Source organism: Streptomyces endocoffeicus (genome assembly GCF_016741935.1).
Classification (GTDB): Bacteria; Actinomycetota; Actinomycetes; order Streptomycetales; family Streptomycetaceae; genus Streptomyces; species Streptomyces endocoffeicus.
In genome coordinates this window covers 77,306-89,464 of the sequence record NZ_JAERRG010000003.1, presented here as the reverse complement: position 1 = coordinate 89,464, position 12,159 = coordinate 77,306, and the positions used below count along the sequence as shown (strand labels likewise).

At 71.4% G+C, this 12,159-nt stretch carries 11 protein-coding genes and 2 pseudogenes; 2 read left to right on the top strand and 11 right to left on the bottom strand.

The window, feature by feature from the left end; translation table 11 throughout:
* Window positions 1–13: 13 nt before the first annotated feature.
* Genes JK364_RS10610 through JK364_RS10585 form a run of 6 tightly spaced genes read right to left on the bottom strand, consistent with a single transcriptional unit; the run spans window position 14 to window position 5,237 of the window.
* On the bottom strand, window positions 14–1,039 hold the full coding sequence (locus JK364_RS10610; RefSeq protein WP_201850008.1) for an amidohydrolase family protein: 1,026 nt from the start codon (window positions 1,037–1,039) through the stop codon (window positions 14–16).
* Between the two features lie 40 nt (window positions 1,040–1,079).
* Window positions 1,080–1,655, bottom strand: coding sequence for a 3-hydroxyanthranilate 3,4-dioxygenase (locus tag JK364_RS10605; protein WP_201850006.1), 576 nt, complete (start codon window positions 1,653–1,655; stop codon window positions 1,080–1,082).
* A 3-nt stretch (window positions 1,656–1,658) separates the two neighbouring features.
* On the bottom strand, window positions 1,659–2,108 hold the full coding sequence (locus JK364_RS10600) for a RidA family protein (protein ID WP_201850004.1): 450 nt from the start codon (window positions 2,106–2,108) through the stop codon (window positions 1,659–1,661).
* Window positions 2,105–2,911, bottom strand: coding sequence for a 2-keto-4-pentenoate hydratase (locus JK364_RS10595; RefSeq protein WP_201850002.1), 807 nt, complete (start codon window positions 2,909–2,911; stop codon window positions 2,105–2,107). The genes JK364_RS10600 and JK364_RS10595 overlap by 4 nt, the downstream gene beginning before the upstream one ends.
* The gene (locus JK364_RS10590; RefSeq protein WP_201849993.1) at window positions 2,908–3,753 is read right to left on the bottom strand and encodes a 2-keto-4-pentenoate hydratase; all 846 of its coding nucleotides are present in this window, start codon (window positions 3,751–3,753) and stop codon (window positions 2,908–2,910) included. Before JK364_RS10590 ends, JK364_RS10595 begins: the two co-directional genes overlap by 4 nt.
* Entirely contained in the window at window positions 3,753–5,237 is a 1,485-nt protein-coding gene (locus JK364_RS10585) for a 2-hydroxymuconic semialdehyde dehydrogenase (protein WP_201849986.1), read from the bottom strand. The genes JK364_RS10590 and JK364_RS10585 overlap by 1 nt, the downstream gene beginning before the upstream one ends.
* A 149-nt stretch (window positions 5,238–5,386) precedes the next feature.
* Between JK364_RS10585 and JK364_RS10580 the strand changes: the two genes are divergently transcribed.
* Together JK364_RS10580 and JK364_RS10575 are read left to right on the top strand one after the other, a co-directional pair.
* The gene (locus JK364_RS10580; protein WP_201849984.1) at window positions 5,387–6,328 is read left to right on the top strand and encodes a LysR substrate-binding domain-containing protein; all 942 of its coding nucleotides are present in this window, start codon (window positions 5,387–5,389) and stop codon (window positions 6,326–6,328) included.
* Between the two features lie 91 nt (window positions 6,329–6,419).
* Window positions 6,420–6,947: pseudogene (locus JK364_RS10575) on the top strand (COG4705 family protein); the annotation flags it as partial.
* A gap of 113 nt (window positions 6,948–7,060) precedes the next feature.
* Here the strand turns inward: JK364_RS10575 and JK364_RS10570 are convergent.
* From JK364_RS10570 to JK364_RS10550, 5 genes and pseudogenes are all read right to left on the bottom strand, one after another.
* Window positions 7,061–8,451, bottom strand: a pseudogene (locus JK364_RS10570) (sensor histidine kinase).
* Window positions 8,448–9,110, bottom strand: coding sequence for a response regulator transcription factor (locus JK364_RS10565; protein ID WP_201849982.1), 663 nt, complete (start codon window positions 9,108–9,110; stop codon window positions 8,448–8,450). Before JK364_RS10565 ends, JK364_RS10570 begins: the two are co-directional and overlap by 4 nt.
* The gene (locus tag JK364_RS10560; protein WP_201849980.1) at window positions 9,079–9,873 is read right to left on the bottom strand and encodes a phosphatase PAP2 family protein; all 795 of its coding nucleotides are present in this window, start codon (window positions 9,871–9,873) and stop codon (window positions 9,079–9,081) included. Before JK364_RS10560 ends, JK364_RS10565 begins: the two co-directional genes overlap by 32 nt.
* A 28-nt stretch (window positions 9,874–9,901) precedes the next feature.
* The gene (locus JK364_RS10555; protein WP_201850688.1) at window positions 9,902–10,570 is read right to left on the bottom strand and encodes a DedA family protein; all 669 of its coding nucleotides are present in this window, start codon (window positions 10,568–10,570) and stop codon (window positions 9,902–9,904) included.
* Between the two features lie 182 nt (window positions 10,571–10,752).
* Window positions 10,753–11,958: an AbrB family transcriptional regulator gene (locus tag JK364_RS10550; RefSeq protein WP_201849978.1), complete on the bottom strand. Its 1,206-nt coding sequence runs from the start codon at window positions 11,956–11,958 to the stop codon at window positions 10,753–10,755.
* Between the last annotated feature and the right edge of the window lie 201 nt (window positions 11,959–12,159).

The following is a 12,159-nucleotide window of genomic DNA, read 5'->3' as shown; positions in this document are numbered from 1 at the left end:
GCCTCGGCTCAGCTCATGCCCGCGTCTCCGTCATGCCGTCGCGGGGACTGCCGATACGGAAGAACTTCAGGGCGTTCTGACCGAGGATCAGGTCACGGTCGGCGGGGGGCAGGTCGCTGCCGCGCACGAGGGCGCCGTGCTCCTCCTCGCCGAGGGGGAAGGGGTAGTCGGTGCCGAGCATGATCCGCTCGGGGCTCATCACATCGACCAGGAGCCTGAAGGCACCGGGGTCGAAGACGGCCGAGTCCAGGGAGAACCGGTCGAGGTAGGCCGACGGCGGTTGGGGCGAGTCCGTGCGGACGATGTCCCGCCGGCGCCAGGCGTTGTCGGCCCGGCCGAGCAGGTACGGGAAGCTGCCGCCGCCATGGGCGAAGCAGAGCCGGAGGTTCCGCGGCAGTTCCTCGAAGGCGCCGGAGAGGATCAGTCCGAGGATGCTGAGCTGGGTCTCCGCTGCCATGCCCACCAGCCAGGGCAGCATGTACTTCGGCATCCGCTCCGGGGCGAGCATGTCCCAGGGGTGGACGAAGACCGCGGCGTTTTCGCGGGCGCAGTGCGCGAGGAATTCGCGGAGCGCGCCGTCGTCGAGATTCCGGTCGCCGATGTGGTTGCCGATGTGCACGCCCGCGTGGCCCTTGGCCATCGCCCGGGTGACCTCCTCGCAGGCCGCCTCGGTGTTCTGCAACGGCACCTGGCACAGCGGCACGAGCCGGTCGGGGGCGTGGGAACAGAGGTCGAGAATACGGTCGTTGACGAGTTCGCACCATACGGCGGCCCGGCACACATCGGCGCCGTAGCCGAACATCAGCGGCGTCGAGGACACCACCTGGATGTCGACGCCCTGGCGGTCCATCTGCTCGATCCGCGTCGCGGCGTCCCACAGTTCGACGCCGACCGGGCGGTACTCGGTGGTCCCGCTCATCATCATCCCGGCCCCGCCCTCGTCCTCGCGCAGCCAGGGGCCGTTCTCGGCGTCCAGGATGCGGGACTCGGTGCGGGAGATGCGCGGGAAGACATGCGCATGGACATCGACGACCGTCACTGGTGCTCCGTTCAGTCTCAATAAAAAGTGGGGGTGGTGGTCACCGCTCTGGGGCGCGCGGCACGGGACGCATGTGCTCGGGCCATTCCTTGCCGGGGTGCAGGGCCCCGCAGTGCCCGCAGGTACGGAGCTTCTCGTCGGCGTAGAACGCGTCGAACAGCGGCGGCAGGTCCTCGACGATGGAGGCCAGCGCGATCTCGGAGCGGTGTACCAGGTGGTGGCATTCGGTGCAGTACCACTCGGAGCCGTCCAGCGCGCCCTCGGGGCGGGTCTGCTCGACGACGAGGCCGATGCTGCCCGGCTCGGGACGCTGCGGGGAGTGCCGCACGTGTGCGGGGAGCAGGAAGACGTCGCCCTCACGGATCCGCACATCGACGGGGGGCTTGCCTTCCTCCTCCATCACCCGCAGCACCATGTTGCCCTTGAGCTGGTAGAAGAACTCCTCGATCGGGTCGTCGTGGAAGTCGGTGCGCTGGTTGGGACCGCCGACGATGGTGACCATCAGGTCGGCGTCCTCCCAGATCTGGACGTTGCCGACGGGTGGCTTGAGGAGGTCCTGGTGATCGTCGATCCACTGCTGGAGGTTGAACGGCTTGCGGACGCTCTTGGAGACCATGTGTCAGCCTTCCGTGCGGGTGCGGGGCAGGTGCGCCACACAGGAGATCTCGATGAGGAGGTGGGGGTGGGGAAGCTGGTGGACGGCCACGGTGGTGCGGGTGGGGCCGTTCTCGTCGAAGAACTCGCCGTAGACCTCGTTGTAGCCGCCGAAGTCGTTCATATTGACGAGGTACGTGGTCACGTTGACCACGTCGGCGAGGCTCCCGCCGACGGCTTCGAGGAGGTCGCCGATGTTCTCGATGACCGCGCGGGTCTGGGCGGCGATGTCCAGTCGGGCGGTGCCGAGTTCGTCGACCTCGACGCCGACGAAGGTGTTGTCCGGGCGGCGTGAGCTCGTCCCGGAGACATAGACGAAGTCTCCGGCGCGGCGCACATGCGGGAAGCGTCCCCGGGGGCGGGCCTTGCCGTTCACGGTGATGGCGCCGGTGGACACGGTGTTCCGCTCGCTCATCGGCCCTGCTCCCCCTCGGTGGTGACGTCGGCAGATCCCAGTCGCCCCGCGTTGACCCTCACATGACGGCCTGCTTCCAGGGGCACGGCGGCGGTGGCGGCCCCGGCGAGCACAACCCAGCCCTTCTCCAGTACGAGGCCGGCGTCCGCGGCGAGTCGGGCGGCAGCGGTGATCGAGCGCAGCGGGTGGCCGAGGATGGCGGCGGAACTGCCGGTCTCGACGGCGCGCCCGTCGACCTCGAGGGTCATGCCGAGATTGGCGAGCCCGGTCACGAGGTCGAAGGAGCGCACATCGCGCCAGGGGCCGATGCCGAAGCCCGAGGAGGAGGAGTTGTCCGCGACGACGTCCGGCAGGGAGAAGCGGAACCCCTCGTAGCGGGAGTCGATGATCTCGTACGCGGGCGCCACGGCCGTCACGGCGGCGGCCGCCTCCTCGCTGGAGATGTCGCCGGTGAGCGGCGCGCCGAGCAGGAAGGCGAGCTCCGGCTCGATGCGCGGGTGGACGAACCGGTCCAGACGGACGGTGGCACCGTCGGTGAAGCGCATGGCGTCGGTGAGCCGGCCCCAGATCAGATCGTCCACCCGCATCTGGCGCATCTTGGCCTTGCTGGTGAAACCGAGCTTGATGCCGGCCAGCCGCTCGCCGCGGGCCAGCCGCCGCTCGACCAGGGCGCGCTGCACGGCGTACCCGGCCTCGACGTCGAGGTCGGCCGTGTCGGTCAGGCGGGGGACGGCACGCGCCCGCAGGGCCGCGTCGTCAAGGGTGCGCGCCAGGGCGGCCACGTCCGGTGTCACGGTGCTCATCGGCTCTCCTCCCGGGCGAAGGCGGCGCGTACGCTGCCGAGCCCCTCGATATGGGCTTCCAGCACGTCCCCGGCGGTGACCGGCACCATCGGGCCGAGCGCGCCGGTCAGCACGGTGTCGCCCGCGAGCAGGGGGTGCCCGAGGCGCACCAGGGTGTCGGCGAGCCAGAGGGCGGCGTTCAGGGGGTGTCCGAGGCAGGCCGCACCGGTGCCGGTGGAGACCTGGTCACCCCGGCGTTCCATGGTCATTCCGGCGGTGCGCAGGTCACCGGCGCGTTCCAGCGGAGTGGGCGTGGCGCCGAGGACGTACATGCCGCAGGAGGCGTTGTCGGCGACGGTGTCGGCGAGGGTGATGTCCCAGCCGCGGATGCGGCTGCCGACGACCTCGATGGCGGGGACCACGTAGGCGATCGCGCGGAACAGGTCGGCGACGGTGTGCCGCTCATGCGTGAGGTCGGAGCCGAGGACGAGCGCGATCTCGGCCTCCGCCTTGGGCTGCAGCACGGCGCCGGCCGGGATCTCGGCGCCGTCGGGGGCCGCCATGTCGGCGAAGAGCATCCCGAAGTCCGGTGAATCCACGCCCAGTTGGCGTTGTACGGCGGTGGAGGTGAGGCCGATTTTGCGTCCCACCGGACGGCGGCCCTCGCCGAGCCAGCGGCGAGTCAGCGTCTGCTGCACCTGATAGGCGGCGTCGACGTCGGCGACGAGGTCGCGTACCGGTGCGACGGGAACGCCGTCGGCATGGGCGCGGGCGAGGCGATCGGCCGCCGCCCGCACGGCGTCGGTCCTCGTGTTCTCGGCGGGCCCCGTGTTCTCGATGGGGCCCGTGTTCTCGGCGGTCATCAGAGCTTCACACACACATTCACGGGCTCGGAGAAGAAGTCGAGGGAGTGCACGCCGCCCTCGCGGCCGATGCCGGACGCCTTGACACCGCCGAAGGGAGTCCTGAGGTCACGCAGGTTCCAGCAGTTCACCCAGACGACTCCGGAGTGCAGCCGGGGCGCTACGCGGTGGGCGCGGGAGAGCGAGGTCGTCCACACGGTGGCGGCGAGCCCGTAGGGGCTGTCGTTGGCCAGGCGTACGGCCTCGGCCTCGTCGTCGAAGGGCGCGATGTGGCAGACCGGGCCGAAGATCTCCTCGCGGACGACGCGAGCGTCCTGGCCGAGGCCGGTGAGCACGGTGGGCTCCACGAAGAAGCCGCCGTCGCGTTCGTCGCCGAAGGCCGGCACGCCGCCGCCGGTGTGGATCTTCGCGCCCTCCTCCTTGGCGAGGCGGTAGTAGCCGAGGACCTTGTCCCGGTGGAGCGCGGAGACCAGCGGGCCCATCTGGGTGTCGTCCTCCCAGGGCAGGCCCAGGCGCAGCTCGCGGGTACGCTCGGCGACCGCCTGGACGAAGTCGTCGTAGATGCCGCGTTCGACGTAGACCCGCTCAGTACACAGGCAGACCTGGCCGGCGTTGGTGAAGGACGAGCGGACCGTCCCCTCGACGGCGGCCTCGAAGTCCGCGTCGGCGAAGACGATACCGGCGTTCTTTCCTCCGAGTTCGAAGGAGACGGGGGCGAGGTGTTCGGCGGTGGCCCGCATGATGGCGGTACCGGTGGCGGACTCGCCGGTGAAGGCGACCGCGTCCACGTCGGGGTGGGCGGTCAGGAAGGCGCCCGCGCTGTTCTCGCCGAAGCCGTGGACCAGGTTGAAGGCGCCCGCGGGGACGCCGGTCTCATCCATGACCTCGGCCAGCAGGGTGGCGGTGGAGGGGGTGAGTTCGGAGGGCTTGGCGACGACCGCGTTGCCCGCCGCGAGCGCGGGGGCGACCTTCCAGGTCAGCAGCAGCAGCGGAAGGTTCCACGGCGAGACCACGGCGACCACGCCGAGGGGGCGGCGCACCGTGTAGTTCAGGGCGCCCGCGCCGTCCGGGGTCGGCGTGGCGAACGACTGCTCGGGGCGGCCCCAGGCCAGGTCGGCGTAGGCGCGGAAGTTGGCGATGCCGCGGGGGATGTCGACGGCGCGGGCGAGTGAGGCGGGCTTGCCGGTGTCGGCGACCTCGGCGGCGACGAACTCCTCGAAACGAGCCTCCATGCCGTCGGCGATACGACGCAGCACGGCGCACCGCTCCTCGGCCGTGGCCTCGCCCCACGGGCCGGCGAGAGCCTCACGTGCCGCGCGGACAGCGCGGTCGACCGTGAGGGAATCGGCCTCCGGGACGGAGCCGATCACTGTTCCGTCGGCCGGTGACACGAGCGGGAAGCGGGCTCCCGAGTCGTCGAACCGTCCGCCGACATAGTGCGCGGGCCCCTGCCCCTGCCGGGGTGCGGGCTGTACGTCGTTCATGTGCCGATGACCTCCAAGCGTTCGCCGTCGGCTGCGCCTTCCGGTGAACAGAGCATTGCGGGAGCACGGCATGCCTGGATAATGCCTATTCGGTTCGGAGGTATGTCCGACCGACATAGCTGCTGGTGACGAGGGCGAGGAAGACACATATGCGGCCCGACGACCTGCTCAAGGGGAGGCTGAAGCTGCGCCACCTCGTCATGCTCACCGCGATCGACGACCAGGGGAGCCTGCTGCGCGCCGCGGAGCAGCTGCACGTGACGCAGCCTGTGCTCACCCGCGGTCTGCGCGAGCTGGAGTCGCTGCTGGGGGTGGAGCTCTTCGAACGGGGCCCGCGCGGCATGACGCCGACGCCACACGGACGCGCGTTCCTCGACCACGCGCGGACCGTGGTCGCCGAGCTGCGCCAAGCCGGTCGGCACATGACCGAACTGTCCGCCGGTACGGCGGGCACGGTCACCATCGGCACGCACCTGGCCGGGGCCAATGTGCTGCTCCCCCGGGCCATCGCCGCGCTCAAGGCGGAGCGCCCCCGCCTGACGGTGGTCGTACGGGAGGCCACGCCCGACCTGCTGACCCAGGACCTGCTGGCCGGGCGGCTGGACTTCACCCTGGGCAGGCTGGTGCCGACGGAGGAGTCCCGGCTGCGGCAGTACACGCTCTACCAGGAACCGATCCGGCTGGTCACCGGCGTCGGCCACCCGGTGCTGTGCCACGGCACACCGGCTCTGGAGGACCTGCTGGACTACCCATGGGTGGTGCCGGTGACGCAGACGGCGTTGCGTCAGGAACTGGAGGACGCCTTCTGGCGGCGAGGGCTGTCGCTGCCCGAGAACAGGGTGGAGTGCACGTCGATCCTGACCCTGCGCACCTTGCTGCGCGAGACCCACATGGTGGCGGCGCTGCCCCAGCTCGTCGCACAGCAGGACGACCAGCTGGCGCTCCTGCCCACCGCGCTGGAGATGGTCGGCCAGACGGTCGGGGTGACCGTACCCGTCGGCCGAATCCCCACGTCGACCGCCCGGTTCGCCCTGCACCACCTGCGGACGGCCGCGGCCCGGATCCGGGAGTCGCTGGACACAGCGGTGTGAGCGAGAGCGATAGCGTGCGCGAAGGCGTCCGCGGTCTCCCCCTACCGGGCTTGACACCGCGGTGTCCGCGCACGGGCGGGATGCCGTCGCGGTAATCAGCGACAACCTCACCGACAACATGGGTGTGCCGCTGGAGACGAGCACGACGGTGTTCGCGATCGTCCTGGCGGTGGTGTTCGTCGTCTGGTACCGGCGGGAGCGGACACTGTCCATCCACAGCGTCGACTCCACCAGCCGTGAATCCTTCTACTGGCTGGCGGTGCTGTTCACCTTCGCCCTGGGAACCGCGGCCGGTGACCTGGTCTCCGAGCGGATGAACCTCGGGTACTGGCTGTCCGCGGTGCTGTTCGCCCTGGCCATCGCCGCCGTCGGGGTCGCTCACTTCGCGCTCGGCCTCGACGCGGTGTGGAGCTTCTGGATCGCCTACATCCTCACCCGCCCGCTCGGCGCCTCCGTCGGCGACTACCTCTCCCAGCCGACCGGCGACGGCGGCCTCGGCCTGGGCACGGTCGTGACCAGTGCCCTGTTCCTGGCGGTCATTCTCGGCCTGGTCGTATTCCTGTCGGTGACGCGCAAGGACGTCACCGAACCGGAACAAACCGCCCGGCAGCCGGTCTGAGCTCCGGCAGGCGTTCAGGACGCGTCCAGGCCGCGGCAGACAGGGTCGTGAGGCCTACGCCCACGTGCGGCAGCGCCGGGCGCCCGGCCCGCGGAGCGCCGAGCGGGAGCCAGTCAGCCGGCGGGCAGAGTGACGGTGAATCGCGCCCCGGGCGCGTGCCCGGCGTCGTAGGACACCTCGCCGCCCGCGGAGCGGGCCAGACGGCGCGCGAGCGGCAGTCCGAGGCCCGCTCCGTGGTGACCGTCGCCGGGGTCGGCGCGCCGCCCCGGTTGGAAGAGCTCGCCGACGAACACCTCCGGTACGCCAGGTCCGTCGTCGGTGATGTCGATCGCCACGCCGCCGGGCGTGCGCCGTCCCGTCACGGTGACGGTGGACCGGGCGTAGCGGACGGCGTTGGCGAGCGGCGGGCTGACGACACGTTCGAGGAAGGCCGGTGTCACTCCTGCCTCCAGTCGCGCGTCCCCGGTCTCCACCATGGCTTTCACCCGGGCCGGTGTGGCGAGGTGTTGGGTGATGTGGCGCAGAACGGACGCGACACCGGCCGTGCCGGGAGCTGTCGAGGTGTCGGCCGCGTTGTCGCGGGCGTCGAGCAGGAGCGTGTCGCAGATGGTTCGCATGGACTGGGCGGCCTCGTCGATCACCTTGTGAGTGGCTCGGGTCTCGGCGGTGGAGCGGGGCCGGGATCGCCACCAGTCGAGTTCGGCGATGATCCGGGTGAGTGGCGTGCGCAGCTCGTGGGACAGCTCCCCGTCAGTTGCTGCTCATGGCGCAGCACGGCACGTATACGGTCCAGCAACGCGTCCAGCGAGGTGCCCAGACGGGCCAGTTCGGCCGGGCCTCCCCCGGTGCTGAAGCGTTCTCCGGAGGCCACGGCACTCCACTGGGTGGCCTGGTCGGTCATCGTCCGCACCGGGCGCAGTGCCCGGCCGACCGCGAGACGTGTCAGCACGTAGGCGCAGACGAGCATCACCGCGTCCAGGATCAGCGATCCCAGCAGCAGGGTGTCCGCGGAGCTCTGGTACGGGGTGAGGTCGAGGGCCGTGACGACGGTGGCGGTGGCATCGCCACCGGGCACGGGCCGGGCACACAGGCGGACGGACCGTTGGCCCCCGGCGTGGACCGTCGCGCAGTCAGGCGCACCCCGCGCGGCAAGCCTGTCGGCGGTCCGGGTGAGAGGGCTGCCCGCCGAGGTGGCGGGTGGCTTTTCCAGCGGGCGCTTCCCGGCGTAGATCCACACGTTCGTGTCCAGCAGCTGATCGTTGGCGGTCTCCAGGACGCGCACCTGCGGGCCACTGGTGTCGACGGTGGCGGCGACGGCGGTCGCCCGGGCCCGCAGCTCGTCGTCCGCCTGGTGCCGCAGGTGCCGTTCCACCGCCGTGTTGAACACGACGGTCAGCGCCGTGATCAGCAGTGCGGCGGTGGTCAGCGCGACGAGCGAGAGCCGTCCGCGCAGGGTACGGGGAGCCAGGGCGCGAAACACCGGTCGGTGCCGGGCGGATCTCATGACAGGCGGTGCCCGATCCCGCGCGCGGTGGCGATGGTCAGGCCGCTGTCCGTCTCGCGTAGTTTGCGGCGCAGCCTGGTCAGGTACTGGTCCAGGGTGTTGTCGCTGACCTGTCCGCCTTCGGGCCAGCCCGCCCTGACCAGATCGCGGCGGCGCACCAGTTCCCCGTCCGCGGCGACGAGCGTGGCGAGCAGCCGGAACTCCGTCGGGGACAGGGCGACCCGGGTGCCGTGCACCGTCGCGCTGTGCCGGACCGCGTCCAGGGCCAGAGCCCCGGCCGAGGCGGCCGGCGGGGGTGTGGCCCGTTTGAGCGCCGCCCGCAGCCGGGCGGCGAGCTCGGCGAGGTGGAACGGCTTCGGCAGGTAGTCGTCGCCCCCGGCCGAGAAGCCGGACAGCCGGTCGGTGAGGTGGTGCCGTGCGGTCAGGAAGACGACCGGGGCGTGGAACCCGCCCGCGCGCATGGCCTGGCATACGTCCCGTCCGTCCGCGTCGGGCAGGCCGATGTCCAGGACGACCGCGGCGATCTCGGTGCTGACCAGGCGTAGGGCGGTGGCGCCGTCGGTGGCCGGGACGGGGTCGAAGTCCTCGTCGTACAGACCTCGACGGAGCACATCACGCAGGGCGTGATCATCCTCGACGATCAGGATCTTGCGGCGCATGGTCCTCCGGCGGTCTCTCGGCGGTGGGGGCCGTGTTGGCGGGGAGGGCGGAGGTGTCGGTGCGGAAGGTGTCGGTGCCGGTGCCGGTGCCGCTGTCGGTGCCGGTGCCGGTGCCGGTGAGGAAGGAGGCGGGCAGCCATCGGCCCGCGGCGCACAGGCACACCCCCAGCCAGCCGACGGCGAACAGCCAGCCACCGAGAACGTCCGTGAACCAGTGCACCCCGAGATAGCCGCGGGTCAGCCCGACCAGCACGCCCCAGCAGCCGACGACGACCCTGGCCGATGTCGCTCCGCGCGGGGCGCGCAGGGTCAGCGCGACCATCAGCAGCCCGGCGGCCAGCGCTCCCGTGGTGGCGTGTCCCGAGGGGAACGCCCAGCCGCTCGCATGCGTCGCCCAGTCACCCCGCGGGGGGCGGGGGCGGTGGACAAGTTCCATCATTCCGTTCCGCAGTGCCTGCCCCACGCCGAGACAGACGAGGCAGAACGCGGCGGCGAGCAGCCGGTGCCGTACGGCTCGTACGGCCAGGAAGCCGGCAAGTGCGGCGAGTATGTACGGGATGACGCCGGTCCCGGTGTCGGTCACTCCGCGGGCGAGGGTCCGCAGCACATCCGGGCGGTGGCCGACGGACCATCCGAGGAGGCCGTTGTCCAGCCACAGCGGAGCACCGGCGCCGCCCACGACGACCATGGTCAGCACCGCCAGCGCCGTCCACGCGCCCAGAGCGGCGCTTCCGGCCAGGCCCACGGCGTCCCTGCGGTTCACGGAGCCACCGCTCCGTCGAAGGACGGGATCATCCACCGGCCTCCTCCGCCTTGGCGTGCCTGCGACTCCGGCGCAGCTCCACGCCGAGCGGAATCAGTGACACCGCCACGATCAGCGCGACCAAAGGCAGCAGATAGCGGTCCACATTCGGGATCGAGGAGCCCAGGGCGTACCCCGCGAGCGTCAGCCCGACGCTCCACACCAGCCCGCCGATGACCTGCCATACGGTGAAGACCCGAATCGGTACGCGCAGGGCCCCCGCCAGGGGGTTCAGCACGGTCCTGACCACCGGCACGAATCTCGCCAGCACGATCGCCTTCGCATACCCGTATCGCCCCAGCAGATCCTCCGCCCGCCGCATCCCCTCGTGCAGCCGGGCGGAGCGGTCGCGGGCAAGGAGCGCGCCACCTGCCCTGCGGCCGATCAGATAGCCGCACTGTGAGCCGGTCAGCGCGCCCACCGCCGCGGCGACCAGCAGCGGCCCCAGCGACAACCGTACGCCGTGTCCGCCGCTGCCCGTACAGAGCAGGCCCGCGGTGAACAGCAGGGAGTCACCCGGCAGGAAGAAGCCGATGAGCAGCCCCGTCTCGGCGAACATCACCATGCCGACGCCCAGCACGCCGAAAGCGGCCAGCAGCGACCGCGCGTCGAGCACGTTGACGGCCAACTGGGATGACAGCCATGCGGGTGTGGTCATCGGCATGAGCCCTTTCTCCGGGACGACTTCTCGGGACGACTTCTTACGGACGGCCGGGCGCATGACCCCGTATCCGACTACAGACATGTAGACGGTCTACATTACTGTAGACACTCGCGGAGCAGAGGCCGTTCCCCACACCTCGCCGATCCGCGCCGACGACCGGCGGGCGGGCACCGGGGTCACGGCTGTGACCACCGCGACGCCAGCAGGCGGGCGATCAGCGGCGTGACCAGGATGACCGCCAGGAGCCGCAGGCTCTGCACGGTCGAGACCAGCGCGACGTCCGCGTGGGTGGAGACCGCGGTGGCGAGGACCGCGTTGATTCCCCCGGGGGTCGTGGCGAGGTAGGCGTCCATGATCGGAGTGCCCGTCACCCGCGCGAAAACCCACGCCAGCCCGGCGCAGCCGAGGCAGACGACCGCCATGCAGACCAGGATCGGGGGCAGGAGGCGCCGCACGCTGACGAGCGTCCGGCGGGTGAACCGTACGCCCACGTCGAGGCCGACGAGGACGAAGACGGCGTTCTGGAGCACCCCGACGGGCGCGAAGCCGGGCACGGCGCCGCTGAGCGTCGCGGCCAGGGCAACCAGCATCGGCCCGATCAGCAGCGGCGTGGGCACCCGCAGCCGCCGACCGGCCCAGGAGCCGGCGACGGCGATGACGGCGAGGGCGAACAGGCCGGTGAGCTGGTCCGACCCGGCGACCACGTGGAGGAGGCCGGGTCCGGCGCCGCCGCCCGAGGCCGGGTGCCCGCCTGCCGCCGAGGACGCGGAGGTCAGCCAGTGGGCCGCCAGCGGGGCGGTGGTGGCGACGAGACCGACGCGCAGGTACTGGGTGAAGGCGACCAGCCGCACATCGGCCTTCAGCTCATCGGCACAGGTGACGATCGCGGCCGAACCGCCGGGCACCAGGCCGAGAACGGCGCTGGGCCGGCTGATACGGCCACCGCGGGCCAGGAACCAGGCGACCGCGACGCTCAGTGCGATGGTGGCCGCGGTGACCACGGTCAGCGGCAGCGCGACGGGCGCGGCGGAGACGAGGGCGGACGGGGTGAGGTAGCTGCCCATGAGCGCGCCGACCAGCGCCTGCGAGGCCCGGTGGGTCGGTGCCGGGAGCCGGTCGCGGACCACTCCGCACAACGCCAGGACGGCGCCGACCAGCAGCGAGGACAGCAGATAGGGAGCGGGAAGGCCGAAGGCGTCCGCCGCGAGACCCGCGGCGTACCCCCCGGCGATGATCAGTGCCCAGAGTCCGGTGGGAGCTGGGCGGGAGACGCGGGGCTTCGAGATGCGGGGCTTCGAGATGCGCGGGGCGGGCTTCGGCGCGGTACTGGCGGCGGGGGACGGACGTTCGTCCGTGCGCAGCGGCGCGGAAGTCGGTGCCACGATGGGCGCCTTTCGTTGGATGGTGCCGGGTCCGTTGGACTCGACGCCTACGCGAAGCAGGCACTCTCCACTGTGTCGGGTACGGCCTGTGCACACGCTGAGAGCGCTGAGTGAGCGCTGAGAGGACCCTGAGAGCCCGCTGAGAGACGCGCGGCCGACCTGCGGTCCTGCCTCTAGACTCGCAACCGAGGATCAGTCGTC

Bases quoted from the DNA above. Each gene is read 5' to 3' on its own strand.
- JK364_RS10555 (WP_201850688.1), bottom strand. From the start codon at position 10,570: ATGACCACACCCGCATGGCTGTCATCCCAGTTGGCCGTCAACGTGCTC.
- JK364_RS10600 (WP_201850004.1), bottom strand. From the start codon at position 2,108: ATGAGCGAGCGGAACACCGTGTCCACCGGCGCCATCACCGTGAACGGC.
- JK364_RS10605 (WP_201850006.1), bottom strand. From the start codon at position 1,655: ATGGTCTCCAAGAGCGTCCGCAAGCCGTTCAACCTCCAGCAGTGGATC.
- JK364_RS10565 (WP_201849982.1), bottom strand. From the start codon at position 9,110: ATGCGCCGCAAGATCCTGATCGTCGAGGATGATCACGCCCTGCGTGAT.
- JK364_RS10595 (WP_201850002.1), bottom strand. From the start codon at position 2,911: ATGAGCACCGTGACACCGGACGTGGCCGCCCTGGCGCGCACCCTTGAC.
- JK364_RS10590 (WP_201849993.1), bottom strand. From the start codon at position 3,753: ATGACCGCCGAGAACACGGGCCCCATCGAGAACACGGGGCCCGCCGAG.
- JK364_RS10580 (WP_201849984.1), top strand. From the start codon at position 5,387: ATGCGGCCCGACGACCTGCTCAAGGGGAGGCTGAAGCTGCGCCACCTC.
- JK364_RS10585 (WP_201849986.1), bottom strand. From the start codon at position 5,237: ATGAACGACGTACAGCCCGCACCCCGGCAGGGGCAGGGGCCCGCGCAC.